This window comes from Cytobacillus sp. C11.1 (assembly GCF_058145115.1).
The window spans coordinates 2539517-2565968 of sequence record NZ_CM176935.1 but is presented as its reverse complement, the minus strand read 5'-3'; the positions used below and the strand labels follow the sequence as shown (position 1 = coordinate 2565968).

23 protein-coding genes and 2 pseudogenes are annotated in these 26452 nt (G+C 41.0%); 2 read left to right on the top strand and 23 right to left on the bottom strand.

The features are described from left to right. Nucleotides 1–133: 133 nt before the first annotated feature. The gene (gene ilvA / locus AC3ZVC_RS12735; protein ID WP_490063637.1) at nucleotides 134–1402 is read right to left on the bottom strand and encodes a threonine ammonia-lyase IlvA; all 1269 of its coding nucleotides are present in this window, start codon (nucleotides 1400–1402) and stop codon (nucleotides 134–136) included. Nucleotides 1403–1575: 173 nt separating this feature from the next. On the opposite strand from ilvA, the gene AC3ZVC_RS12730 reads away from it, so the two are divergent. Next, nucleotides 1576–1812 carry a hypothetical protein gene (locus AC3ZVC_RS12730; protein WP_490063636.1) on the top strand — a complete coding sequence of 79 codons (237 nt, stop codon included), beginning with the start codon at nucleotides 1576–1578 and terminating at the stop codon, nucleotides 1810–1812. 61 nt (nucleotides 1813–1873) lie between these two features. Here the strand turns inward: AC3ZVC_RS12730 and AC3ZVC_RS12725 are convergent, their stop codons facing one another. The 7 genes from AC3ZVC_RS12725 to AC3ZVC_RS12695 all read right to left on the bottom strand — a co-directional run bounded on the left by AC3ZVC_RS12725 (nucleotide 1874) and on the right by AC3ZVC_RS12695 (nucleotide 8560). Then, on the bottom strand, nucleotides 1874–2605 hold the full coding sequence (locus AC3ZVC_RS12725) for a lysophospholipid acyltransferase family protein (RefSeq protein WP_490063635.1): 732 nt from the start codon (nucleotides 2603–2605) through the stop codon (nucleotides 1874–1876). A 185-nt stretch (nucleotides 2606–2790) separates the two neighbouring features. Beyond that, nucleotides 2791–3276 (bottom strand): dihydrofolate reductase, encoded by a 486-nt coding sequence (locus tag AC3ZVC_RS12720; protein WP_490063634.1) that lies wholly within the window; start codon nucleotides 3274–3276, stop codon nucleotides 2791–2793. Continuing rightward, complete coding sequence (locus AC3ZVC_RS12715) at nucleotides 3273–4067, bottom strand: thymidylate synthase (RefSeq protein ID WP_490063633.1); 795 nt, start codon at nucleotides 4065–4067, stop codon at nucleotides 3273–3275. The genes AC3ZVC_RS12720 and AC3ZVC_RS12715 overlap by 4 nt, the downstream gene beginning before the upstream one ends. A gap of 133 nt (nucleotides 4068–4200) precedes the next feature. After that, nucleotides 4201–4902, bottom strand: a complete 702-nt coding sequence (locus AC3ZVC_RS12710) for an anthrax toxin lethal factor-related metalloendopeptidase (RefSeq protein ID WP_490063632.1) — start codon at nucleotides 4900–4902, stop codon at nucleotides 4201–4203. A 241-nt stretch (nucleotides 4903–5143) separates the two neighbouring features. After that, on the bottom strand, nucleotides 5144–5755 hold the full coding sequence (locus tag AC3ZVC_RS12705; RefSeq protein WP_490063631.1) for a TerD family protein: 612 nt from the start codon (nucleotides 5753–5755) through the stop codon (nucleotides 5144–5146). A 52-nt stretch (nucleotides 5756–5807) separates the two neighbouring features. Then, nucleotides 5808–6914, bottom strand: a complete 1107-nt coding sequence (locus AC3ZVC_RS12700; protein WP_490063630.1) for a toxic anion resistance protein — start codon at nucleotides 6912–6914, stop codon at nucleotides 5808–5810. A gap of 2 nt (nucleotides 6915–6916) precedes the next feature. Then, on the bottom strand, nucleotides 6917–8560 hold the full coding sequence (locus AC3ZVC_RS12695) for a YceG family protein (RefSeq protein ID WP_490063629.1): 1644 nt from the start codon (nucleotides 8558–8560) through the stop codon (nucleotides 6917–6919). Nucleotides 8561–8881: 321 nt separating this feature from the next. Here AC3ZVC_RS12695 and AC3ZVC_RS12690 point away from each other — a divergent pair, with 321 nt between their 5' ends. Continuing rightward, the gene (locus AC3ZVC_RS12690; protein WP_490063628.1) at nucleotides 8882–9130 is read left to right on the top strand and encodes a hypothetical protein; all 249 of its coding nucleotides are present in this window, start codon (nucleotides 8882–8884) and stop codon (nucleotides 9128–9130) included. Here AC3ZVC_RS12690 and AC3ZVC_RS12685 read toward each other — a convergent pair. From AC3ZVC_RS12685 to AC3ZVC_RS12615, 15 genes and pseudogenes are all read right to left on the bottom strand, one after another. Next, nucleotides 9127–9927 carry an HAD family hydrolase gene (locus tag AC3ZVC_RS12685; RefSeq protein ID WP_490063627.1) on the bottom strand — a complete coding sequence of 267 codons (801 nt, stop codon included), beginning with the start codon at nucleotides 9925–9927 and terminating at the stop codon, nucleotides 9127–9129. The two genes, AC3ZVC_RS12690 and AC3ZVC_RS12685, sit on opposite strands and share 4 nt — an antisense overlap. Next, the gene (locus AC3ZVC_RS12680; protein WP_490063626.1) at nucleotides 9924–11042 is read right to left on the bottom strand and encodes a cysteine protease StiP family protein; all 1119 of its coding nucleotides are present in this window, start codon (nucleotides 11040–11042) and stop codon (nucleotides 9924–9926) included. Before AC3ZVC_RS12680 ends, AC3ZVC_RS12685 begins: the two co-directional genes overlap by 4 nt. Next, entirely contained in the window at nucleotides 11035–12411 is a 1377-nt protein-coding gene (locus AC3ZVC_RS12675; protein ID WP_490063625.1) for a phosphoribosyltransferase family protein, read from the bottom strand. The genes AC3ZVC_RS12680 and AC3ZVC_RS12675 overlap by 8 nt, the downstream gene beginning before the upstream one ends. Beyond that, nucleotides 12338–13548 (bottom strand): annotated as a pseudogene (locus AC3ZVC_RS12670) (HpcH/HpaI aldolase/citrate lyase family protein). Before AC3ZVC_RS12670 ends, AC3ZVC_RS12675 begins: the two are co-directional and overlap by 74 nt. Nucleotides 13549–13689: 141 nt before the next feature. Further along, complete coding sequence (locus tag AC3ZVC_RS12665; protein ID WP_490063624.1) at nucleotides 13690–14460, bottom strand: TerC family protein; 771 nt, start codon at nucleotides 14458–14460, stop codon at nucleotides 13690–13692. Nucleotides 14461–14541: 81 nt separating this feature from the next. Beyond that, nucleotides 14542–15123, bottom strand: a complete 582-nt coding sequence (locus tag AC3ZVC_RS12660; protein ID WP_490068921.1) for a TerD family protein — start codon at nucleotides 15121–15123, stop codon at nucleotides 14542–14544. 110 nt (nucleotides 15124–15233) lie between these two features. Then, the gene (locus AC3ZVC_RS12655; RefSeq protein WP_490063623.1) at nucleotides 15234–15821 is read right to left on the bottom strand and encodes a YpjP family protein; all 588 of its coding nucleotides are present in this window, start codon (nucleotides 15819–15821) and stop codon (nucleotides 15234–15236) included. Nucleotides 15822–15842: 21 nt separating this feature from the next. Continuing rightward, nucleotides 15843–17022: pseudogene (locus tag AC3ZVC_RS12650) on the bottom strand (LL-diaminopimelate aminotransferase). A 317-nt stretch (nucleotides 17023–17339) separates the two neighbouring features. After that, a complete protein-coding gene (locus tag AC3ZVC_RS12645; RefSeq protein ID WP_490063622.1) occupies nucleotides 17340–18113 on the bottom strand; it encodes a class I SAM-dependent methyltransferase in 774 nt (257 codons plus the stop codon). A gap of 631 nt (nucleotides 18114–18744) precedes the next feature. Further along, a complete protein-coding gene (locus AC3ZVC_RS12640) occupies nucleotides 18745–19179 on the bottom strand; it encodes a BrxA/BrxB family bacilliredoxin (protein WP_490063621.1) in 435 nt (144 codons plus the stop codon). Between the two features lie 373 nt (nucleotides 19180–19552). After that, entirely contained in the window at nucleotides 19553–21223 is a 1671-nt protein-coding gene (ilvD, locus tag AC3ZVC_RS12635) for a dihydroxy-acid dehydratase (RefSeq protein ID WP_490068920.1), read from the bottom strand. 249 nt (nucleotides 21224–21472) lie between these two features. After that, nucleotides 21473–22609 (bottom strand): conserved virulence factor C family protein, encoded by a 1137-nt coding sequence (locus AC3ZVC_RS12630; protein WP_490063620.1) that lies wholly within the window; start codon nucleotides 22607–22609, stop codon nucleotides 21473–21475. 140 nt (nucleotides 22610–22749) lie between these two features. Further along, the gene (locus AC3ZVC_RS12625; RefSeq protein ID WP_490063619.1) at nucleotides 22750–24630 is read right to left on the bottom strand and encodes an ABC-F family ATP-binding cassette domain-containing protein; all 1881 of its coding nucleotides are present in this window, start codon (nucleotides 24628–24630) and stop codon (nucleotides 22750–22752) included. Further along, a complete protein-coding gene (locus tag AC3ZVC_RS12620; RefSeq protein WP_490063618.1) occupies nucleotides 24627–25274 on the bottom strand; it encodes an HD domain-containing protein in 648 nt (215 codons plus the stop codon). Before AC3ZVC_RS12620 ends, AC3ZVC_RS12625 begins: the two co-directional genes overlap by 4 nt. 302 nt (nucleotides 25275–25576) lie before the next feature. Next, entirely contained in the window at nucleotides 25577–26425 is an 849-nt protein-coding gene (locus AC3ZVC_RS12615) for a DegV family protein (protein WP_490063617.1), read from the bottom strand. Between the last annotated feature and the right edge of the window lie 27 nt (nucleotides 26426–26452).

The window sequence follows — 26452 nt, the reverse complement described above, 5'->3', positions numbered from 1 at the left end:
CCTTTAAAATACATATTAAATCTAATTCGATTATAGTATTTTTCAGGGTAATTGTCGCAGATACAGAAAAAAGTTCATATTAAATTCACAAAAGAAACTTTTTATACCTTACGCGTATCTTTCGACGGAGACTTCATACCAGCAAATGGAAAAGATTGCTGTCTTTGTTTATCTCTGTATAGGAGAAACCTTTTTTATTCATTCTTAAAATTAGATCACTATAATCTTCTTTATGCTTAAGTTCTATTCCAACAAGCGCAGGGCCGTTTTCTTTATTATTTTTCTTTGTGTATTCAAAGCGGGTAATATCATCTGTTGGCCCAAGCACCTCATCAAGGAACTCCCTTAACGCTCCGGCACGCTGCGGGAAATTAACAATAAAGTGGTAAAGAAGGCCTTCATACAGCAATGACCTTTCTTTAATTTCCTGCATGCGCCCAATATCGTTATTTCCGCCGCTGATTACACAGACGACATTTTTTCCTCTTATTTGTTCGCTGCACAAATCCAAGGCCGCAATCGGCATGGCTCCAGCCGGTTCAGCGACAATTGCATGCTCATTGTATAATTCAAGAATGGTGGTACAGACTTTTCCTTCAGGAACCATGAAAATATCATCTACGAGTTCACTGCAAATTTCATAGGTTTTTTCACCGACACACTTGACCGCTGCCCCATCTACGAATTTATCAATCTCATCCAAAGGAGCCACTGTTTGGGTCCTGATTGACTCGCTCATGGATGGTGCCCCTGCAGGCTCTACCCCGATCATCTGAGTTTCCGGGGAGATGCTTTTTATGTAAGTGCTTAATCCCGCCATCAATCCGCCTCCGCCAATACTGGCAAAAACGTAATCCACAGGTTCCTCGGAGTCATTCAGCATTTCAACTGCTACGGTACCCTGTCCAGCAATCACCATTTCATCATCAAATGGATGTATAAATGCTCTGCTTTCCGCCTCAGCACATTTTATAGCTTCATGATAGGAATCATCAAAAGTATCTCCTACGAGGATGATTTCCACGGAGTCCCTGCCGAATAGCTCCACCTGGCTTACTTTTTGTCTAGGCGTAGTTGCCGGCATAAAAATTTTCCCCTGGACGCCCAGGTGCCTGCAGGCATATGCAACTCCCTGTGCGTGGTTTCCTGCACTAGCACAGACAACGCCGTTTTCAAGTTCAGATGCATTTAAGGATTTAACTTTATAGTAGGCACCTCTTAATTTAAATGAGCGGACATGCTGCAAATCTTCTCTTTTCAAATAAACATTGCACCCATATTTTTCAGATAGCCGTTCATTTTTCTGTAAAGGCGTATGGGCAACAATATCCTTGAGCTGCTGGTATGCAATCAAAATATCTTCCAACTGCACCCATTTCTTTGTCATTACCTTCTGTTCCATTTTGCCACCCTCTTCTTTACAAGTTATTAATTTGTACATTATACCATGCGAAATCGTGATTTCAATCTCATTTTTTAAAAATTTACAGTTTTCGAATTCTTTTATGGATAGAATTGAAGGAAACTAACATATAATAAGCAAAAGTTAATTCATATTTTAAAAGGGGTGCAGGTATGGAGTTTTCTTTATGCAGTCTGGATAGTGCGTTGCCGGTAGAAGTTACATTGGATGAGGACAATGGAAGATATATGATTCGGAAGAGCGACACGAGCGGAGAGTATTTTAATAGCGCCAATGAGTTAATACAGTGGGTTAAAACGAATTTCTCAGCGGACGAGTTTTGCGACCCAAGGGAGTATCATGGAATGATCCAAAAGTTATCCGATTATCTGGTCAATCCGAATCTTTAGTACAAACGGCAATAGAGAAAGCCATATAAAAAAGGCCCCGGAAAATTGGGGTCTTTTCCAATTATGAAGCAATTCTCTTTTCGGACAAACTGCTGCAAATAATCTCTCTAACATCATGTGCAAGAAGCTTCGCATCCTTTTCTTTGACGATTCTCGGATTGACAGGGGGGCATACGCGAATATTTATTAGAGCGGGCTTAATAAGCCTGCCTTTCTTTTCAAATACGTCTGCAGTCCCCTTGATTGAAATAGGAACAATCGGCACACCTGCATCCTGTGCAAGGCGGAAACCGCCTACTTTGAAAGGAGCTATAGGGCCCCCTTTGCTTCTGGTTCCCTCAGGAAAAATAACAAGAGAATGTCCTTGTCTCAAAAGCTCAGCACCTTCCCTAAGGGATTTTATGGCACTTTCACGGTTCCTTCGGTCAATGAAAACACAATTCATGACTTTCATCCATGATGAGATAATGGGAGCTTTTTTTACTTCTACCTTGGAAATGAATCCAAAGGGTTTATCAATAGAAGCTAAAAGAGCAGGAATATCAAAATCGCCTTCATGATTGCAAACCATTACAACAGGTCCCTCAGGAATGTTTCCCTGCCCTGAAACGTTAACTTTTGAACCTGATATTTTCATAACCGTTCGGGACCACCTTTGCGGTACATTGTGAATAATTCTATCACGCTCCTCCGCTGACAGACTTGGATCCAACTTTTTCATGCGGTACAAAGCAGGCAGACTATAAGTCAGGTATCCACCCATATAAAGGAAAAAGATAATCAATCGAAGCATAATAACCTCCTGATGTTCAGACGTCTCTCATTATATATTAATAAAATTTCATTCACTATATGTTTTAAATTTTTTTGTACAGCCAGCCGGTTAAGTCTCTTTCCATGCAAAAACCAGGCTATAAGCCCACGTTTTTATTGGAAATATTAATAAAACAGCTCCCCATATGGGAGCTGCTTTACAAGCTAGCTTCTTTTGTAAATTAAAAATTCATAATCATATGGATTTTTTTCGTCCTTAATACCCTTTTCATTTGAAATGAGTTCCCATTCTGCCATATCCAATTCAGGGAAAAATGTATCCCCTTCAAATTGATTATAAATCATTGTTAAATAAAGCCGATCAACTGCGGGAAGAATTGCTTTAAAAATCTCTGCACCGCCAATGACAAAGATTTCATCCTCGTTCTCCCCGCTGTATTTAAGCAATTCTTCAATTGAATTTAAAACTGTACAACCTTCGCACGTAAAGGTTTGGTTCCGGGAAATCACAATGTTTTCCCTCCCTGGAAGAGGCCTTCCAATTGAATCCCAGGTTTTACGCCCCATTGCGATTGGGTGCCCCATAGTAGTTCTTTTAAAAAATTTCAAGTCCTCAGGCAAATGCCAGGGAAGTTTATTGTCTTTTCCAATTACGCGATTTTCATCCATCGCCCACATTAAAGAGATCATACACTGACAACCCCTTTAATATGTGGATGGGGTTCATACCCTACAAGTTCGAAATCGTCAAATTTAAAACCTAAGATATCCTTAACTGCAGGATTAATAACCATTTTTGGAAGAGAGCGCGGATCGCGGCTAAGCTGCAGATTCACCTGCTCAATATGATTCTGGTAGATATGCACATCGCCAAAGGTATGAACGAATTCACCAGGCTCCAGATCGCAAACCTGAGCAACCATCATCGTCAGCAAAGCATAGGATGCAATATTAAACGGCACGCCAAGAAATACGTCCGCCGATCTTTGGTAAAGCTGGCATGAAAGCTTACCGTCTGCAACATAAAACTGGAACATGCAGTGGCACGGAGGCAAAGCCATTTTATCAAGCTCACCAACATTCCAGGCGTTAACAATCAATCTTCTGGAATCGGGGTTTGTTTTAATCTGTTCAGTCAGGCCGCTGATCTGATCAACTGTATTTCCATCAGCACCGGTCCAAGATCTCCACTGATGGCCATAAACCGGCCCAAGATTGCCTTCTTCGTCAGCCCATTCATTCCAAATTCGCACGCCATTTTCTTGAAGGTATTTTACATTTGTATCGCCATTTAAAAACCAAAGCAACTCATGGATTATAGATCTTAAATGCAACTTTTTCGTTGTAACGAGCGGGAAACCATCCTGCAGGTCAAAGCGCATCTGATAACCAAAGGTACTGATGGTGCCTGTACCCGTCCGGTCCTCTTTTTTTGTTCCATTTTCCAATACATGCTTACAAAGCTCCAAATACTGTTTCATATCAACCCAACCTTTTTTAAAATGCTTAATGCTATTGTACGGAAACTTAACGAAAAAAACTAGCAGTTACCTATAATGAGTTAATATTGAATAGTCTGCAAACAAAGAAACCCCTGCATGTAAACAGGGGAATTTATTTTAATTTTTTTATAAATTCATAGGTTTTCGGTGCATTCACCCTTATTATTTTTCGTGACTCTCCCCCGGCAAAATACATTGCAAAGACTTCAGCGAAATACTCCTCCGGGAATGTTAAAAAATAACTTTGTCCAGGAAATAGCTTAGCCTTTTCTGCTTTCCACGCGGCAAGAAATTTTTGGTTATAACGGATGCCGTCATAAACGTGCCGGTCTATCGAATGAGCAAGTTCATGCAGCTCCAGGTTAATGGATCCATGTCCTTTTCCTTTTTCACTGAAGCCAATTTTTACGAGGACCGTTTTAGCTCCCCCTATGCCAGGCACATCATCCCAGGTTGTATCTCCGTTATAGCCCCGGGGGATAACTCCCTCAAGATGCTGGGCAGTGGGGTTATCAGTCAGTTTCCCAACAAATAATTTAACAGAGATATCTTCATTCTGAATTTTTGATAACAGCGAAGCGGGCAGATTGTCTACTCTTGAAATCATATTTGAAGCCTCAGCTTCATCAAAAGCCTCCAATGGCAAAATAAAGATTTCGCCCAGCTGATCTGGAGAATTTAGGATGAGCGATTCTTTAAGTTTAGATGATTGAGGATAGTCTTTAAGTTTTATGCCGCCTAAAGCAGCCTGTGAATTCCCTAAAAGTGCAAGGGAAACAATCATTATAGCAAAAGTAAGAGCCATTTTACGCATTTATCATTATCCCTTCTGGAAGTCTAAGATGTATAAATTATGAGTAACAGGGCTTTGCGGGATGTTTAGTAGGTGGAGTTAACTGCCAGTAAGGAGAATTTCTATGATTTATGTCCTAATACTCTATTAAAATTATAACATATCAAGAATCAACTTGAAGGAAACAAATCATGGGAAATTAAGTGAAAATTCAAAAAGGACCCGTTTGAATAGCGGGTCCTTTTAAGGTATTTAGCTTTTATTAAGTGTATGAGCGCACAACGTCGGAAAGTCCTGGCGATGCTGTTCCAGTTCCAACAGCAGCAAACTTCCAATCGCTTCCGTGGCGGTAAATCTCGCCAACAATCAAACTAGTTTTTCCACTATAGTCATCTGTAAGATTGTAATGGATCATTTCCTGGTTATTGGAAGAATTTACAACACGGATAAATGCATTTTGAATCATACCGAAATGCTGTTTCCTTTTTACGCTATCATAAATGTTTACAACAAAAACCATCTTATGGATATGCGCTGGCACTCTGCTTAGATCAATCATGACCTGTTCGTCATCACCGTCACCATCTCCGGTAAGATTGTCCCCGCTATGCTGAACGCTTCCATCTCCGCTTCTTAAATTACCAAAATAAATGACGTCACTGTTGTTTCTAAGCTTTTCATTTTCCCCAAGCATAATTACAGAAGCGTCGCAGTCGATATTCGCACCGCCGCCTCCGCCAAATAATGACCCAAGGAGCCCGCCGCCTCCGCGGTTTTGAACCGGATCCCAGCCCAATCCTACCATAATTTTAGTTAGTCCTGGATTTCCTTTTGTTAAGTCAACACGCTGTCCTTTTTGCAAGTTAATTGCCATATCATTTCCACCTCATTAATTTATTTTCTATTAATCAAAATGAGCAGTCAGCTTATCCTTGCTGCTTCATTTTTTTAAAATTATCCTGAAGCTGCTCAAGTCTTCTCGTACCTTCCTGACGCAAGCGCTTGTTTTCTTCTTCGATCGATTTTGTCTCCTGCATGCCCTTCATAATAATATTCCAGGATTCCTCAATTGTCTCGATCTTAATGCTTGGACCTCCAGCCAGACGTGCGATATCTGCACTTTGATTTGAAATATTTTGAGCATTGCGCACCAGCATTTCGTTGGTTCTTCTATCAAGCTCGCTCATAGAATCTGCAACAAGCTTTTGCCTTTTTGCAGCAACTGCCTGGATAAGACCGTTCTTGAAGATTGGAATGGTCGTAACAAATGCTGAGTTAATTTTTCCAATTAGCTTCGTATTTCCTCTTTGCAGGAGACGAATTTGCGGTGCTGTTTGCAGGGCAACCATCTTAGCCATTTCAAGATCGTAAACCCTTTGTTCCAGCAGCTCAATGGCGTTTCTTAAAGTATCAAGCTGCATGGTTGCCATTTGGTCGCCTTGTTCAGCCCGTGCTTCAAGCTGTGGAAGCTGATTGCCCTTAAGTTCATCAGCTTTCATTTGCCCGGCAACCGCATACTTTTCCAGCGTCAAATAATACTGGTAATTCTGTTCATACATTTGTTCCAGCATGGTAGTGGAGTCTACCATTTCGCTTTGATATTTGGAAATTTCAACATAGACTTTGTCAATTTCCTGCCCCATTGTCTGGTACTTTCCAAAAAGCTTCTCAATCATTTTTTCTCCGCGTTTGAAAAGCTTTCCAAATAACCCTTTAGAGCTTTGTTCAAAATCTTTTTTGTCGAATTTGTCCATAATCTTGCCAAGCTGCTTTAATAGTTCACCAGAATCTTCTACTTTCGTAGTTCGCATATTGCTTAATATTTGATCAGAAAAGCGGGAGATTTGGACAGCCGGTTCTTTACCGAATTCAAGGATCTGAATCTGATCCCTTTCATCAATAGATCTGGCCAAATTTTGCACTTCAGGCTCCTGCCTTAATGCCAGCTTAATTTCAGATACCTTATTTTCAGTTAATTTGTCATCCTGAGCCTGGGTTGTTAAATTTAAATCTGTTTGCTGAGTCGGATTCATTTTCAATCACCCTTTAAATTTTTTAATAATCCTTGAAAGAGGACCTTCTTCAAAAAAGAAGGCTCTTTAAATTCCTGCTCAAATACAACATCCTCCAGCCAATGGACATCATATAAACCTTCAGAAATGAAATTTTCAATATCGTTATGGCCCGGGGGATTATACAACACAATATCCAGCCCAAACTGATTGAGCAGCAATAAAAGAGCGGCATCCGTTCTTACCATGGTCCCATTCAGCTCATTATTGTAAAGAATGAGCTTTGGCACGTCCTGAGAATAATCAAATTGCTGCATGAGCTTTAATATGCTGGGCGGAATTTGCATGCTCTGGGTAAAAAGATAAATTTTCAGCTCCTCTTCCGATTCCTGGGGGAGGGGCTTTAAATATGGGCGGGCACAGATATTTCTAATCGCCATCGCTATTCCGCTTTGCAGCCCTGCAGGCAGATGCTGATATTTCCAATAGTGGGCAGCTGCCATTTTTTCAGGATCAAGCAGCCCTTCGCTATCCAAAGCATTTCGGTAATGGAACCGAAAATCATTACTAACGCTGTTTGTGAAAGGAAACCTTCGAATCAATAAACTTTGCTCATACTGGCTTATCGTTTGTATCCGATCCCAGTACTCCTTCCGATTCTTGCTTACACCTTGAATTTTTGCGAAAACAGAAGGAATGTTGACCCGCCCTTCTTTCACTTCAAAATTGGGCCGTATCATGGCCTTCTCTTTTATCAAAATAAATAATTCATCATAGGTGGTTTTTAGTGTGACTGAAGAAGGTGTGTAATCCCGGAGCTGCCATGGTTTATACAATCCTGAACCCTCATGGTTCAGAATTGTTTCTATCTCCCTTGACGCTCTGTAGGCAACTGTTGCGCTTCTTCTCCTTTTTTCTTTCGGAAACGGCTCCGGCTTCTTCTTCTCAGGATAATGATGAACAAATGACTCTTGAATGTCAGTACCCATCATTGCAAGAAGATCCTCGCCCGATGGAGAAAAATAAATAATGTCGCAGCCCAGACTTAACAAGTAGTATAAAAAATACAAATGGCTCTTTTTCCCATCCCCATACCATAGGATTTTAGGCATGGCTTTTTCTGGATCAGTTTCCAATATCTCTTGTCCCAGGTGGTTAAAGGACCACTTAATGACATCCACCAGTACCCTGCGAATTTCCTGGCTCTTTAAACCATCCGGTTCATTTTCAGAAAACAGCTGAAGCATTTTGATCATTGCTTCTCTAATTTTTCTATGCAATGAAGGTACTGGAGATTTCATCAGCAGCTGTTCACCATCGAGAAAAGCAGCAAATCGGTTTATGGATAAATTTTGCTCGCGGTTAATATTCAGCACCTTTTGGATCGCTTGAAATTGCTGATTATTAATGGTTTTATCAAGTTGGTCTTCACTTAAAAGGAGCAGGCCTGCACTTTCTGTATGATTAAGATCAAACAGCCGATTATAATAATCATCTTCGTCCAGGGGGATTCCGAGAAAACGGGCAACAATTTGTCCTATATGAAGGGTATACTGTTCCTCAAAAAATTTCTCTCTCTCCTGATTGGTCTGTTTCAGCTGTGAAAGCCAGTTTTCATATGTAACCTGCAGCATGTGAGCTTTTATTTGATTATATGATGGGTTCATTTATATCCCTTCCCTCTATGAGCGAAAGATGGCTTAGCATTATTTAAAACTAGTAAACCGGCGCCTTTCCACGAAAGCGCCTTTGCTGACTAAAAAAGCCGGCAGAAATATGTAAACTTATTACCATCATATCATAGGTATGTATGCTATTTCTAAATTAGATTCACTTTCTTTTACGGAGCAACAGAGAAAAAAGTTTCATTTTCGATAAAATCATCGCTGCCTGCACATGAATATAAATTATAAACCTAAATAGCCGCTTTCACCTTTTTTCCCGTCCCCGCATAAATTGGAGTACCCCGCAGAAGAAGGTGAGTCAGTATGAGGCTGCTTTTTGGAAGAGCAAGATACCGAGGTATAGAGGACGATTTGGAAATCATTAAAAATGTTTTGTGTTCAAGTGCCTTTGTTTTTATGGATGTCTTTTTTTGGTCTTTTCTTCTGGCAATGCTTACTTTTTCCCTGCATCAATCAATTGCTATTGGAAGCTTGATATTTATAGGGGCATATTCGTTCGGGCTTTGCCTGTTTTTGGCTTTAAAAAAATGGCTGGGGGACCAGCCGGATTAAATTTTTTGCTTAATATTGTTCAAGATGTCAGCCAGAATTTCTTCACCGGCCTTAACTCCCGTGTTATTGGAAATTTTATATGGGAGGCAAAGTGCTTTATTTTTGGCAAGCTCCCCATGGTTCGGAACATATGGATAATCGCAAAACTGCAGAAAATCATGGTCAAGCACTGAATCCCCCGCTCCATAAACAGAGCTTATTCCTTCCCGGTCCTTAATAAACTTTACTGCCTCGCCTTTACATATTGGGTTAGGCATAAAATAAAGCTTTCGGCCCTGCACGGAGACTCTCCAGCCAAATGATTCAGCCAGATTGCTTATAATGCTTTTTGCATCACTTGTTAGTTTCTCATTCAAGATATAATAAAAGAAAAGATTATCTGCTGTTTTAAGTGTACCATCCAATTCAAACCCTTTAGTTTTCTCTATCATATCCTCAAAAATTGCACATTCGGTCTTTAAACGGTCCAGGACTATCCCCGTCCATTCCTCCAAAGGCTTTCCATTTAAATGAATTTTCGCTCCGTTCGATGTAACAGCGTATGGTGCAGGAAAGTCCTCTTGAAAAATAAATACCCGGTTAAATTGTTCGTACGTTCTGGTCGTTACAGGAACAAAGAGGATTTGAGAGCTGACCTCTTTTAATTTCTCGTGTGCCTCCTTAGTCATGAAGGCGGTTTCCTTTCCCTCGTTGCGCTCAACCGCTACTAAGCTGCCTTTGCCAGGATGTCCTAAATCAGCGAGGGCTCTGTCTGAATAAATAAGCGTTCTGTCCAAATCCGATGCAAACATCATCATTGCTCTTTCCCCGCCTTTTTAATTAAGCCGCAGCAGGTGTAACTCATGTTGGGATAATGGAGAATCTCCACATTGCGATCCCTGGCCAGCATTACAATATGGCGGACATACGGACTCTCCGGATCTTTCATAAGAATTTTCCATGGAAGCCTTCTGAGAAGAACTCTTGTTGTTTCTCCAACACCAGGCTTTACATAATTAATTGATTCAATTTTAAATTCTTCTTTAATTTCCCGGATTTCCTTCATTCCCTGAAAGGTTGCTTCCCCTGGGTTTGACATCAGGACTGCAGCTGTTTCTGCAGCTTCTTGCTTAATGGATTGAAACTCATTTCCCACAACTGAAAGATATTCATTCGAAACATCGGCATTTTCAAGTTCTTTATAATATTTGGCACCATGAAAATCACCAGGCCCAATTAAGTTATGATTTAAAACAGTTCTGCTTACCAGCCCGGAAACCGTAGAATTTAGGCAGGCACTTGGAATTAAAAAGTCTTCCCTGGTCCCATAAAGAGTTGTGCAATGCCCTGGATCTGCAAGTACGGCTAATGTATCATCCAGCATAACCCCATGAGTCCCATAGAACCCCTTGCAAGCCTTAGTCAATTCAATCGAAATAGCCCCTTTGCCGGTCCAGCCGTCAACAAATTGTATATTGCTTCCAGGGTGAGAGTTTAAAATATGCTTAATTGCGTTTTCATCAAGACCCCTGTCCCGGATAATTGATATACTGTAATGCGGCAGGTTCACCCCATAAATTTCAGAAAGATACCGCTTTATTAAAATGCCTACCGGGGTGCCTGCTCTTGCTAATGATACTAAAATGGTATTTTTACCTTTTTGTCTCCATATCTGTTCAGAAACAATGCCTGTGCACAAAGCTACTTTTCGTTTGTACTCTTCAAGTGTTTCCCAAAAAACCTTCAAGTAATTCTCGGGAGGCTGATACTCAATCGGGAGTGTCTCACTGTAATGCTGACCGGACTGAATATTCTTTTCCCTTTGCTCAATTGTCCCCTCAAGAGAAAAACTGCTTAAATCCTTTAATAAAAAAACGACATCATTTTCACTATATGAACCAAATTGATTCTTTTGATCTACAACTCTAGTCATTTGATTCACCTCCATTGAAGAAAACGATCTTAATATGTTTAAAGCAGCTCTTTAAATTGCTGATGAAAGGTTCAAGTGCGGTACGAGATACCTCTCTCTCAAAGAATAGAAATAATTCATCGTAGCGATCTTCAGGAATGTTATATACAAACTGTGACATATCAGGATCTTCAGGATTTGGAAAAGAAAGTCCATATTGAGCACCGTAATTTTCTTCATTCCTTACAAATATCGGGCTCCGGGTTGTGGAGTGGAACTTTATACCTTCACCCATAAATGACGCTAGTTTCATCGGGATATACATAAATTCCCCTGTTCCCAAACATAACGTGTTCTGGCCATCCCGTTTACTGGAAAGATATTGCCCAATCTCCTCTAGTGACTGGTTCAGCCTGGCCTGGCCTTCCGCATCCATTCCAAACCGGCCGGATTCCTTTACATAAGGGACATGCCTAATATCTCCACCTAGTGTTAATGATGGGTAGGCTGCCTGATTCAGCAGATTCGGGAGTTCTTTGTTTATATAAATATATGAAATGACAGCAGAAATTTTGTCCGTTCCAGGCTTTACATGAACTTCACTTATATCAGGTGAGCCCACTACCTGAATGATGCCTTTTAGAAGTGAAACGCTATTGATGATGATACCCAATTCCTTTTCAAGATCATCAAAACTTTTATGATCTTTATCAGAACGCCAATCCAAAATAGATACAACAGTATATACTTTTCTAGGAAATCTCTCATGTATGGACCTGATGATATTTATGGCTGTTTTTCCGGTAGTCATTTCATCGTCGACAAGAATAATTTCCCTTTTATTATCCAAAAGGCTTTCATCAATATAGCAGCGGTGAGAAGTGGCATGGGAATGCTCTTCTTCGAATGCAATAACAGAATCCTTGTCCACAAGCTCCTCTCTCGTAGTATGAAAGAAATCCGCTTTATTAAACGATTGGAAAAAAGCATGTCCGAGAGCGGTTGCAGTTTCTGCAAATCCAATAATAACTGGTCTTTCATCATCATCAATAAAAGGTCTTGTGTTATAGGCCATTGTGCCATTCCTAAATGCAGAAAGAAGCTCAAAAGTTTTTCCAGTCTCTTTATTCTTAACCTTTTCCATATAACGGTTGGCAAGGAGTTCGCCAGTCAGAAGCCCGATTTGCGGATTAATCGGAATATGCTTCCCGAGAACTTTGCTGACAAACAAAAAGGATCTTTTTTTGTTAATTCTCGCGGCCATAACAAATAAGTCCTCTGCAGGAATCTCATATGGATTGTCTGTAATATCTATCTCAACGCTTAACGAGTTGAGGATCTGAAGTGAATGTTTCGTTTTGGAGAATGTCAATGTATGTGTATTCCTCATGCAGCACCCCGTAAATTTCAGATTTTAACAATATCTTTTTAGCCCAATACAAGTGAGGCTTAATTTCATTCATTTTATTTTGATAAGAGCTTTTCATCACACCAGTTTTTCCATCTGCCTGGTCCACAATGCTCTTTGCATCAAGGTACTCTTCTAGAGTAACCGTATTAAGAGCCTGTACAGGCCGAATATGGGTAGGATGAATAATGGTTTTACCAGTCAGTCCATTCGAGATATCCATGGCTATCTCCCTAATTAACCCATCCATATGCTTATCAATCAAATCAGTGCGCATCTTGATTCCATCTTGCCCCAGCCGTTCCCGGAAAGGAGTCTGCCTGATCTGTGGCTTAAGAAGACGTTCCTTTGATGAGAAATATTCCCATACAGGGCCGGAAATGACGTACGGGTTGTCAGCGCGCAAAAAAACGTTAATGATATCGGAAATGCAATCCCTAATCACCGCGATATCGTAAACTGTCGTATCCGAATTTCTGCGGATACCGTACAGGCCGCTAAAGTCAGTAGCTCCAATTCTGACATTGAGTATTAAATTCTCGTACCGGTCCAGAACCTTTTTAATGCCGATTAACTCCTGAAGCCTGGTTTCTTTTTGTATGATCTGTTTGGTCTCAAGAATCGGCATTGCATATAAGCAATAACCATTGTTATTAAGATTATTAATTTCGCTTAAGACTCTGCTTCCCTCTGCTGGAGAAAATTTGGGCAGCACAAATCCTGTTAAGAGATGCAAACCATTAGGAACTTTCCTTTTTAATCTGAGGAGCTGCTCAAAGCTTCTAATTCTCACAAAAATTAAAGGGAGGTCTTCTTCGTGGCATAGGCCTTTTGCCAAATCCAAACTGAGGCTTTCCAACTCTGCAGACAGCAGTTCTTCTGCTCTTTCTACCTCATCATCCCCTATTGCATCCTCCAGGCAAATGACCATGGAGGTCAGGCCGGAATGCTTTTTTGAGAGAGATCCTGATGAATATTCGGCCTCGTTGCCGGCATATATAAGGTTGCACCCAGCGAGTATGCCAACAAATCCCTATCGGATCTTTTATTAAAATATCCAGGTTTTTTATAAAAGACCTGTTTTAATTTTTCATCCGGGAGATCGGAAAATAGTCTCATTTTTGCTGCTCAACTCTTTCTTATATAGGTTAAAATCCAATACATTTTACCCCTTTTATGCAAAAAAAGATAAAAAGAAAGGGAGCGGACATGTGTCTGATCCCTTTTGCTGATAGTTAGTTATGAATATTTATTTTATAGTTAATTGGCAGTTTCTTGGGCTTTCTTCTTGTTTCTGTAGTGAACAATGAATGTTCCTCCAAATACAACAAGCAGAAGAATAAAGAAATGAACATGTTCCACATGAACACCAAATACGCCTAAAAGCATCTTTGCTGCGATAATTAAAATTAATACATAAGCTGCAGTCTCAAGTTCAGGTATTCTATCAATAAGCTTCAAGAAGACTCCGGCAACTCCACGCATCATCAATACGCCAAGCATTCCGCCTAATAGCAGAACCCAAATTTCCTGGCTGATCCCAAAAGCTGCTAATACGCTGTCAACAGAGAATGCGATATCCATCAGCTCAACAGCTGCAACTGTTCCCCAGAAAGGGCCGAATAAACGGATTAGAAGGCCTTTCTGATTAATGCCTTCAATATCTTCTTCCTCTTCGCCCAGACCCTTTTTCTTGTCTATAAAGTATTTGATGGATAACCAGGCCAGGTAACCCGCACCAATAATTTTAACCCACCAAAATTCAATGAGGTATACACCAATTCCGATTGCAATGAAACGGAAAATATAAGCACCCAGCAAACCATAGAATAAAGCCTTTTTTCGTTTTTCCTCCGGCAAATGTTTAACCATAACCGCAAGAACCAATGCGTTATCTGCTGACAAAAGGCCTTCCATAATAACTAGTGTACCAATTAACCCCCAGTTAACAGGATTGGATAAAGCCTTTACCCACATCTCCCAGTCAAAAAATGCGGCATAAGTATTCAGAATTGCCTCTAAAACTTCCATTCTTGTATTATTCCCCCCATGTATTTGTCCGTATAAAAGACCCGGCATTGCCGAGCCTGATTATGCAAATATACCTCTTAATTACCCAACCTGTAAACCAAAATCTTTTGCCAATGCAGCAAGGCCGCCCTGATATCCGCTGCCAATTGCACTGAATTTCCATTCTCCATTATGTCTGTATAATTCACCCACTACAAGTGCTGTTTCAATAGAGAAATCTTCACCAAGGTCATAACGGATCAACTCTTCACCTGAATCCTCATTTAGGATTCTCACATAAGAATTGGACACCTGTCCGAAGTTTTGGCTGCGTGCTTCACCATCATGAATCGTAATAGTAAAAGTAATGCGCTGAACGCTTGCAGGTACATTCGCCAAGTCAATTTTCACCTGCTCGTCATCGCCAGCCCCTTCACCTGTACGGTTATCGCCAGTATGTACAACAGCCCCGCCAGCACCAGTTGTGTTGTTATAGAAAACAAAATCGCTTTCAGAGGTTACTTTTCCATTATCTCCAAGAAGGAAAACGGAAGAATCTAAATCAAAATCATTTCCGCCATCATATTTGTTTGTGTCCCATCCAAGACCGACTACTACTTTAGTCATTCCAGGGTTTGTTTTTGTTAAATCCACTTTTTGTCCTTTTGATAAGCTTACTGCCATTTCCAATCAAACCTCCATTAAATAGAATAAATGTATATACGGTAGATATTATGGAAAGTTTCATAATCCATAAAATTATTTTTTCATAATATGAAATTTATTTCAAACTTTTAACTCATCCATTTTGGAGGAGTATTTTTGTCCCAATAAATTGCCCCTAATTCGTGATGAGCCTGAAAGTTGTCATGATGTGTATGATAATGGAAATTAAACCAATAGCCCTGCTGAGGCGGATGGTCTCTTCTTACATGGAAGCGGATGACGTCTTCATTCGTTTGGCTATTGGCGATATGAAAGATCTTTTCGGATAAACCACCCCCAGGGGTTTCAGTAACCATTAAGTGTGCCATGCTTTCTTCAGGAAATTGAACGGTCACATCCTGGATGGCTTTTTCAATTTTCGGAAGAATAACTTCATTGAACTCATCTTCAATAACCGGGCCAATTTTTGTTCCGAATTTTTCATATGACTGCAGTTCTGCTTCTTTGACCATTTGCCTGATAAAGACTTCTTTATCAATAAACTGGTCTTCTTCAGCAGAAGATTCCGCACTTCCATCTGTATTTTCAACATTTGATGCTTTAGAAGCCTTTAACTGGTTCGTATTTTCATAAAGTAAAGCTTGAGACGGTGTAACCATGCCAAAGGTTAAAATGGTTACCAGCACAACAAAGGATTTTCTAAGCCATTTTGGCATTCTTTTCATCCACCTTTCCCTTTAAGCACGGACTTCTTTCAATATACCGCTTTTTCCGATATTGGCTGCAGCCTGTTTCAAAACTTCTTCAGGCTGAACCAGAGCAATTCGCACATATCCTTCTCCCCACTCGCCGAAGGCATTGCCTGGTGTTACCACAACATTCGCCCGGTTAATTAATTCAATTGCAAATTCTTTGGACTTGTATGGCCCAGGCACCTCTGCCCATAAAAACATAGAGCCTTCTGGCTTGCTGACATTCCAGCCGATTTCATTTAAACCCTCTGCCAAAACATCTCTTCTGTTCCTGTAAATATCCCTCAAGCTATTTAAGAAGCCCGATTCGATCTCTTAACGCTTTAGAAGCTGCAGCCTGAACCGGCAGAAATACTCCATAATCCAAATTGGATTTGAAATTACCCAGCATTGTAATCAGCTGATTATTTCCGGCCGCATAAGCTACCCGGCAGCCAGCCATGTTAAAGCTTTTGGACAGGGAATTCATTTCCAGCCCGACTTCCATGGCCCCTTCTACAGACAAAAAACTTAGCGGCTTGCATTCATAGTAAAGCTCCGAATAAGCAAAGTCGTGCACAATAACAAAGTTATACTTTTTAGCAAGACAAATGGCTTCAAGGTAAAATTCCTCAGTAGCCATCGCGGGAACAGGGTTACCTGGAAAATTTAATATCATTAACTTTGTTTTTATAAGGATCTCTTCAGGAATTTCACCCAGATCAGGAAGAAACTTGTTTTCCTTTTTCAGCGGCATAGAATACATTTGAGCCCCAGCCATGCCTGCACCTGCAGCATAGGCTGTATATCCCGGATCTGGTACAAGAATATAGTCATCGGGATCACAGAGAACCATAGGCAAATGCACAAGTCCATCCTGGGAACCCATCAACAGGAGCACCTCGGAATCAGGATCAAGGGATACTCCAAAGTTACTCTTATAATAATCACAGACCGAGGAATGGAACTCATTTGTACCCGTTAAAGAATAGCCGTATAAATCCGGATTCAGCGAACTTTTAGCCAATTCATCTGTAATAAAACTTGGCGGCGGCAAATCAGGGCTGCCAATGCTAAGGTCAATCATCGGAATTCCGTCTGAAAGTTTAGAATTCTTAATTTGCGCCAACTCCGCAAAGACACTTTCCTGAAAAGATGCCATTCTTTTTGAAATAGGGAATTTCATAATATCTGTCCTCACTATGTATCTCTTTTCTATTTTTCTATTATACTGCTTTTGGGAGCAAATGAAAATTGATTTCATTTTTCGGTTTTTAAAACAATAGATATATAGTGAAAAATAAGTATCATGTGATTACAAAGCAATAAAGCGGGAATAATAAGGAACAAATCGTTTTATACGAGTTCAGAAGAAGAAAAAGGGGGAAATCAGGATGGATTGGTCTCTTGTCTTTGTTATTGCAAGCTTACTTTTGATGGCTTATTTTGTTTATCTGGCCATTGCTGATTAACTGTGAAGGTGCCGTAAACTCGGCACCTTTTTCATTTTTCAATGACACCGAAATGAAATTTGGAGGTTTTTCTTTTATAAACTCTGAAGCCATATTGCTGAAATCTGGAGCTTCTAAAATGGTCTTTCAATACAACTCTTTCTTTGGCAATTCTCTTTGCGTGAAAAAGCATTTCCTCCGACAGGTCTGCATATACAGCAAATCGGCTGAGAGCTTTGATTCCATCTGACTCAAGGATACTTTCTTCGAACATCGGATCAAAATAGACTACATCATAACTATTATCAGGAAGCGTTTCCAAATAAGGAAAAGAGTTTGTGGTTTTAACGTGGATTCTCCTCATTGATTGGTTCATTGATTCCAACCCTGATTCCCATTGCCTCAGCCCATTTCCTACTAGAAAAGCGAGGTAACGGTTGCCCTCCAACCCTGTTACTTCCCCTTCTTGACCAACAGTATAACTCGCCATAATACTGTCAGAGGCAAGTCCAAGCGTACAGTCCAGCATACTTTTGCCTCTCTGAAGTCGGGCTGCCTGAAGAAAAGGATCACTTTCTCCCTTTATCAGTCGCTTTATTCTAAACATTGCTGAATTGGGGTGGAAAAAGAATGGCTGGTTTTCACCCACTGGAAAAAGCTCAAGGCGCTCCTTCCCCACTACAATGCAATCATCCTGCACTTGTTTCTGAATGGCTCCCACGGACCTTTTATTTCTGTCAATATATTCTGCGTCCAATTCGGCAGCAATTCTTCTGGCCTTTTCCTTCATTTCCTGATTGGTCCGTCCTGCAGTTGTAATTATCAAATCGAGTTCACCTGGCTCTTTTTTTATAAGACTCTTTTCTCATAGATTGTTGTTTTTGCTTATAAACTTTGCCCGTTGATTTCCCTTCAAGAAACTCAGCGAACCGCGGACGGTCCGACGCTCATCAAGCACTAAGCCTGTTTGATCCGCTTCTCCTGCTGGACTTTGAATAAGCATCCTCGAATAAACACCGCATAATGGAAATGTGAATGCATTTTCGAGAGTCTCGCGCCCTTAGCTCCAATCAACGGAGTGCAAAAGTTATTAAATAGCTTTTAATAATAAAATGACTCTTTTCATATAGATTGTTGTTTTTAGACTATAAAGCTTGCTCGTTGATTTCCGCTCCAGTCACTTGCTTTCCGCGGGGAGGAACGGGAGCCTCCTCGGCGTTTCACGCCTGCGGGGTCTCCCGCTCCCTCTCTTCCCGCAGGACATTGAATAAGCCTCCCGAATAAGCACCGCACGAAGAAAATGCGAATGCATTTTCGAGGATCAAGTGCCTTCCGCTCCAATCAACTCAGTAATTAAAACTAGTTTGTAAGCAACAAACTTTGCGAAAACAGCCAATAAAATTTACAAAGAAAAGGGTGCCAGCTGACACCCCTTTAAAAAAATATACCTTAATAAATCAGCAGTTGTCTTCAAACGCCGCCAGTAGATTTTCCATAATTGCTTCCATTGGATGGTCTTCAATATCATAGCGGTGAATGAAGTGAACAACTTCCTTCCCCTTTAAAAGGGCCATTGAAGGAGATGAAGGCTCATATCCCTCAAAGTATTCACGCATTTTCGCAGTTGCTTCTTTATCCTGGCCTGCAAACACTGTTACTAAATGATCCGGTTTCTTTTCGCTTCTTAAAACTGCCTGCGTTGCTGCAGGACGCGCTAAACCTGCTGCACATCCGCATACAGAATTAACCACAACAAGCGCTGTACCTTCAAGGCCTTCCATAAACTGCTCTACTTCTTCAGGCGTTGTCAGCTCCTTAAATCCTGCCTGTACAAGCTCTTCACGCATTGGCTTGACCATTTGTCTCATGTATTCTTCATACGCCATTGACATATTTATTGCCTCCTTCTACTGCTACTGCATTTTGTAAAGTAAGCATACTATAATCACTCACGTTAATGCAATTTTTCGAGGCTGCCTATTAGGCTATTAATTGCTTCAACTATGATTCTGCTGTTAAAAGAGTAAAACTCGCCTTATAAGGTGCCTTTTTCACCGATTTAGTTAATAAAACGATTTTAGGAACAACAATTAAAAATTTCCAAATGGGGTAACGGCTTAAATATCTAAATTCTTGCCAGTTTTAAAAGATTTTATATATTTTATCGGCCATACAAGACTATTTATCGGCCAAATCTATACATTTATCGGCCAAAGCCCTTAACAGCAAAAAGCCAGTCCAAAAAGACTGGCTTCCTTTAGCAATTTATATTTTCATCACGCCGCCTGTGCTGGCATTGGTAACAAGCTTGGAGTATCGTGCCAGGTAGCCTTTCTTAACCTTTGGCTCGAAACCCTTCCAATTAGCTTTCCGATTTTCAAATTCCTCATCGGAAATTTCCAGGTTGATCGTCCGGTTGTTTAAATCAAGCTCTATGATATCTCCGTTTTCAACAAAAGCAATCGGGCCGCCTTCTGCTGCTTCAGGAGAAATGTGTCCGATACTGATGCCGCGGGATGCACCGGAGAATCGGCCATCTGTGATCAGGCCAACTTTCGCACCCAGACCCCGGCCGACTATCTGGGAAGTAGGGGCAAGCATTTCAGGCATACCCGGCCCGCCTTTAGGGCCTTCATAACGAATTACGACAACATGGCCTTCCTGTACTTTTCCCGTAATGATTCCGGAAAGAGCTTCCTCCTGGGAATCAAAGCAAATAGCAGGTCCTCTATGATAGCCGCCGACAGATTCATCAACTGCACCGACTTTAATGATGGAACCTTGCGGCGCCAGGTTTCCGAATAATACAGCGAGACCACCGCGCTCGGAGTGCGGATTATCCAATGGACGGATCACATTTTTATCCAAAATCTCGCTGCCGGCAACATTCTCGCGCAGCGGATTACCTGTTACTGTCAGACAGTCTCCATTTAGAGCATCAGGCTTTTTTAGCAATTCATTGATGATGGCGCTGACACCTCCAGCATTATGCACATCTTCAATATGATAATCCGAAGCAGGCGCGATCTTAGCAAGGTGCGGCACCCGGTTGGCAATTTCATTAATGCGTTGAATTGGGTAATCAATTTCGGCTTCATGTGCCAATGCCAAAGTGTGAAGTACTGTATTGGTTGAGCCGCCCATCGCCATATCCAAAGCAAACGCGTTATCGATTGCATCAATGGTAACAATATCGCGTGGTTTGATATCTTTTTTGATAAGCTCCATCAATTGCTTGGAAGAACGTTTAACAAACTCTTTACGTTCTTCTGATACAGCCAGAATTGTCCCGTTTCCAGGTAATGCAAGACCAAGGCCTTCAGCAAGGCAGTTCATGGAGTTGGCAGTGAACATTCCGGAGCATGATCCGCATGTCGGGCAAGCAACCTGTTCTATTTCCTGCAGCTTTTGTTCATCGATTTTCCCAGACTCATAGGCACCAACTCCCTCAAATACAGAGCTTAAGGATAAAGGCTTGCCGCTTGAATCTACTCCGGCCTTCATTGGGCCTCCGCTGACAAAAACAGTAGGAATATTGACACGCAAAGCACCCATCATCATACCTGGTGTAATTTTGTCGCAGTTCGGAATACAAACCATTCCATCGAACCAATGTGCAGAAACGACTGTTTCCAGTGAATCAGCAATGATTTCACGGCTTGGCAGGGAATAACGCATTCCGATATGACCCATAGCAATCCCGTCGTCAACCCCGATTGTATTAAATTCAAACGGGACACCGCCCGCTTCGCGAATAGCTTCCTTAACGATTTTTCCGAATTCCTGCAGATGGACATGCCCTGGAACGATATCTATATAAGAGTTGCACACTGCAATAAATGGTTTCCCAAAATCTTCTTCCTTTACGCCGGCAGCACGCAATAAACTGCGGTGCGGGGCACGGTCCGTTCCTTTTTTAATCATGTCACTTCTCATCTGTGTATCAGACATAGTATGTAAAACCTCCAATTTACCCTAGATTCAAAAACTATTACTCTATGGGATTGTTTAATGTGAATCCCCCAAATATTTTCTTTTCAATATAGACCTTTTTTCAAACAATTTCAATAATTTTCACTAATTTAATATAATTTTTTACTTTAAAAGGGTAAAACAGCAGTCCGTGCAAGAAAATAGCAAAAAACCGCTCCTCGGTGTGTGTACCTTTCGAGCGGCCTTAACTTTTTATTCTTTTTCCTGTTTACGTGATTTAGTCATTTGCTTCCATACTGAACCTTTTGCTTCTTCACCATGTTCGATTCTTTCAATTGCCAGTTTGATTTGCATGCTTACTTCAAACTCTGGATCATCCTCAGCCGCCTTGAGAGCAGGAAGGGCATTCTCATCTCCCACTTCGTAAAGGAACATGGCTGCACGCCAGCGGACAAGCTTGCTGTTATCCTGCAATGCTTCCTTCATGGCATCCATCGCCTCTTTAAAGCCCAAATCTGATAAACAGTCTCCAGCAGTACGCCTTACAGTTACCGTTTTATCCTTTAAAGCTTTGTATAGAAGAGGTAGGACTTTTTTATCTTCTATCATGCCCAGGTAAACAGTTGCAAGCCTTCTAATCGAAGCTTTTTCATCATTCAGGGCTTTTTCCAGGACCTGCAGATCATCCACTGCAGGATCTTCCATTTGTTCAAATTTTTGATAGCGGACTCGCCAATCAGGAGAGTCAAGGTCTTCAATCGAAAGTTTTAATCGCGGACGGGCATGCTTTTCCTCTGTTTTTTCCGGACTTTTAGCTATTTGGACAAGTGCTTGGAGCCTCTCCTCGGGATAGGCTGCCATAAGCTCCTCAACAATATCATGGCCGACCTGTTCAAAGTCGCCATAACGGACGCCGAATTCCTTCCACTTACGGACCATCACAACATTATCAGCTGGATCTTGAGCTTCTGATACTGTTTTAATAAAGTTTTCAGGCAGGCCAAAGCGTTTTTCTTCCGTACCATCGGTTAGCTTGACCTGCATCGGAATTCCCTTATACATTTGAATGAGCACTTGCACTTCTCCAAAGTGCTCATCAATCTTTGTTTCATCGCTGTTTTCATTTTCTACATCTTCGCCAAATGCAGATCGGACTTGAGGCAACAGTTCTTTCCAGTCATATTTGGCATTTCTTTCAACTGCCAAAAAGTCTGCAACATGATAAACGCCTTTTACTCCTTCTATGTGGAGGATATCCAGAATGACCTTAGGAGCACCCTCACTTTTATCTTTTTTATAGTTATTGCTTTTTCCCATCGGAAGTTCTTCATCAAGAATAACTTTCATTGTATTGGGACTTGGGGTTGGTTCAATTGCCTTTATCTTCAAAAGTATCACCCTTTTTAGTATTTTCACGTTGGTAACTGGTTATATTTTAACACAAGAAAAATCGAGTAGCATTTCATCTGTTTTCATTAAGAAATGAAAAGAAACCCGGAGCATTAGCCCCGAGCCTCTTATCGAACTGCTTATTCATTTTCCGCTGCTTCTGAAAGATAGCTCCACCTTTCAATTAAGTGCTCCAGCTCATCATTTAATTTAGCTTCTTCCTCCATAAGAGTCTGTGCTTTCTCAAAGTCACTGCCTATATTGGCCATTTCAGAGGCTATGGCTTCTAATCTGCTTTCGACTTTCTCAATCTTACTATCAATTTCTTCCCATTCTTTTTTCTCCATATAAGTCAATTTCTTCTTTTTCTGCTTGGTTTCTCTTGGCTTTTCATCAGCAGGTATACTTTCCTGAACAGGCTTCGCGTTTTCTTTTTCAAGAAATTCACTGTAATTTCCATAAAAAGAATCAATTTTCCCTTTGCCTTTTAGAACAAGAAGCTGATCGGCAACTTTATCAAGAAAATAACGGTCATGGGATACCGTTATGACTACTCCCGGGAAATCCTCCAAATAATCCTCAAGAACCGTTAATGTTTGGGTATCAAGATTATTAGTGGGCTCATCGAGAAGCAGTACATTCGGTTCAGACATTAAGATTTTCAGGAGATAGAGCCTCCGTTTTTCTCCTCCTGAAAGCTTTCGGATTGGAGTACCATGCGTAAAGGACGGAAACAGGAAGCGTTCCAGCATTTGGGCGGCAGATATCGTTTTGCCATCAGAGGTTTCCACTACCTCGGCTGTTTCCTTTAAATATTCGATCATGCGTTTAGTTTCATCCATATCTTCGCTTTCCTGGGTGTAGTAAGCGATTTTCACTGTTTGGCCGATGATCCGTTCACCGGAATCAAGCGGAATCTTTCCTGCCAGGATGTTAAGCAGCGTGGATTTTCCACTTCCGTTCCTGCCAATGATTCCAATACGGTCTCCTGGTTTTACCAAGAGGTCAAACTGATCCAATATCACCTGGCTGCCGTAGCTTTTTGAAGCGGACTCCAATTCAAAGACCTGCTTACCCAGCCGGCTGCCGCTTAACGACATATCAAGCTTTTCTGAGGATTTTACAGAAGCAAGCTGGCTATCGAGTGCCTCGAAACGCTGGATCCTGGCTTTTTGTTTTGTTGTTCTTGCTTTTGCCCCTCTACGGATCCATTCAAGTTCTCTTCTAAAGAGGTTTTTTTGCTTTTCGACAGTCGCGGCCTCATTTTCTTCTCTTATTGCCTTAGCCTCCAAAAAAGCCGCATAATTGCCTTTGTAGCTGTAAAGATTTCCACCTTCGAGTTCAAACATTCGATTTGTCACCCGATCAAGGAAATAACGGTCATGGGTTACCAGCAAAAGTGCTCCCCTGTATCGCCCGAGATATTCTTCAAGCCATTTGACAGACTCAAAATCGAGATGATTTGTGGGCTCATCAAGAATCAATAAGTCAGGTGACTGGATCAGCACCTGTGCAAGGGCTACCCTTTTCTTCTGCCCGCCCGATAGCTCTCCGATATTTTTGCTGAAATCTTCAATTCCCAGCTTTGTTAAAATCGTTTTAGCATCTGTGTTTACTTCCCAGGCATTCAGCGCATCCATTCTCTTTTGAAGTTCATAAAGTCTTTCCTGTATAGCTGAGTCTTCGGGATTTTGATTTAGCTGCATAAGGGCAAGTTCATAATCTCTCTGCAATACCAGGATAGGGGCATTACCGGCAAAAACTTGTTCAAGTACTGTCAGTTCATAATTTAGTTCAGGCTGCTGGGCAGAATAGGAAATTGTATAATCCTTTGGAGTAACAATTTCACCCGAGTCTGGCTGGTCAACTCCGGCAATAACCTTCAACAGTGAAGATTTCCCAGTCCCATTTACACCGATAAGGCCAACTCTTTCTTTTTCGGAGATTGTAAAAGAAATATTGTTAAAAAGTTCTTTTTCCCCATAGGTTTTTGTTACATTCTCCACAGAGATCATTTTCATGCTTGACCATTCCATTCTTTATAAAATTGCTGCAAATATTTCTCCATAAACTGGTGACGCTCTTCTGCCATTTTTATTGCTGTATCTGTATTCAGCCTTTCTTTCAGCTTTAAGAGTTTTTCATAAAAATGGTTGATGGATGATGATTTTCCATGCCGGTATTCATCTTCCGTCATTTCATTTCTGCTTTCTAAGCCCGGATCGTAAATTACCTGCCCTTTCTTGCCCCCATATGCAAAGGCTCTCGCAATCCCTACAGCTCCGATAGCGTCCAGCCTGTCCGCATCTTGCACAATTTCTGCTTCCGGGCTTAAAAGCTTCGTGTTTTTTCCGCCTTTGAAGGAAATAGAATAAATAATTTCACTGATTCTAGCTATGGCTGTTTTTTTTATTTCCAAGGCCAGCAGGAAATCGGAAAGCTTTTTTTCCCCTGCCTCTTTTGATGCGTTAAGCTTCTCATCAGGAATATCGTGAAGCAGTGCTGCCATCTCAATAATAAACAAATCGCCTCTTTGCTCTTCTTCAGCTATGTAAAGTGCATTTTTTCGCACCCGTTCGATGTGATGCCAATCATGCCCGGTTGAATCTTCTCCTAGCGTATTCCGGACAAATTTTTCTGTTATATGTATGATTTTGTTATTCATTAATCTTCACCTGCTTTCAAACTCCACAGTCCATTTTAACACTAGTCGAGAAAAAGGAACATTGCCAAGGTTATTCCATATCCTTAGACTTGTGGGCCGAAATATGGACATTACCATTAAGACTGAAGAATATGCGAACAAACTTAGGAATCTTCAAATAAACCAGGCATAACTTGCGAATAAAGATCATGAGAATTAGCGAATAAACCATTAACCTAGGCAGCAAGCATAAAAACCTGGTCCAAGAAACCATTTTAAAAGATTTCTCTGAACCAGGTTTCTATTAAACAGTTCACTCACTGTCAGTCAAGGCCATTTAACCAGCTGATTCCGAGCGTGTTTTCCCCTGCATGCACTCCAATTGTAGCCCCCAAAGAGTAGCAGCCGAATTTAATATTCAGAAATTCTTCTTGAAGCTCTTCTTTCCACTTTTCTGCTTCTTCAGGATGCAAGCCATATAGAATAAAAACCTCTTTCAGCGGTTTCTTTTCATGCGCGTTCCTTAGCAGCTTCACAATTTTTTCTTTTGCCTTCTTCTCGCTTCTGGCCTTTTCCCTGACACTAAGTTCACCATCATGGACAGAGATAATCGGTTTTACATTTAACATGCTTCCCAGGAAAAATTGGACGCCCGACATCCTTCCGCTTCTATGAAGCTGTTCCAGGCTTCCGATCAGCACATACGTTTCACCTGTATCCCGCAGCATCTCAAGCTTATTTATAACTTCTTCAACTTCCATTCCTGATTCTGTCCATTCCATCCCTTTTAAAATCATTCTGGTTAAAGGGTATGATAGAATTTTGGAATCTACACTATACACTTGTATATCAACCAGCTGAGATGCCTGTTCACTTGATGAAACAGTCCCGCTCAGCTTAGCGGATACAAGGACTGCAATAATATAATCATAGTTTTCCTTCAGCTTTTCATATAAATCCTGAAAAGCCCCTATCGCAGGCTGAGATGTTTTTGGGGGAGTTTCTAGAGTCTTCAAACGCGCATAAAGCTCTTCAGAGGTTAAATCAACACCATCGGTATATTCTTTGCCATCCATAATGATTGTCATTGGTATCTGATACAAATCCGGATGATTCCTTAAATCATCATTTAAAAATGCGGTACTATCGGTAACCCACGCAACTTTTGCCATTTAAGCGCCCCCTTTTTAATTATTTAT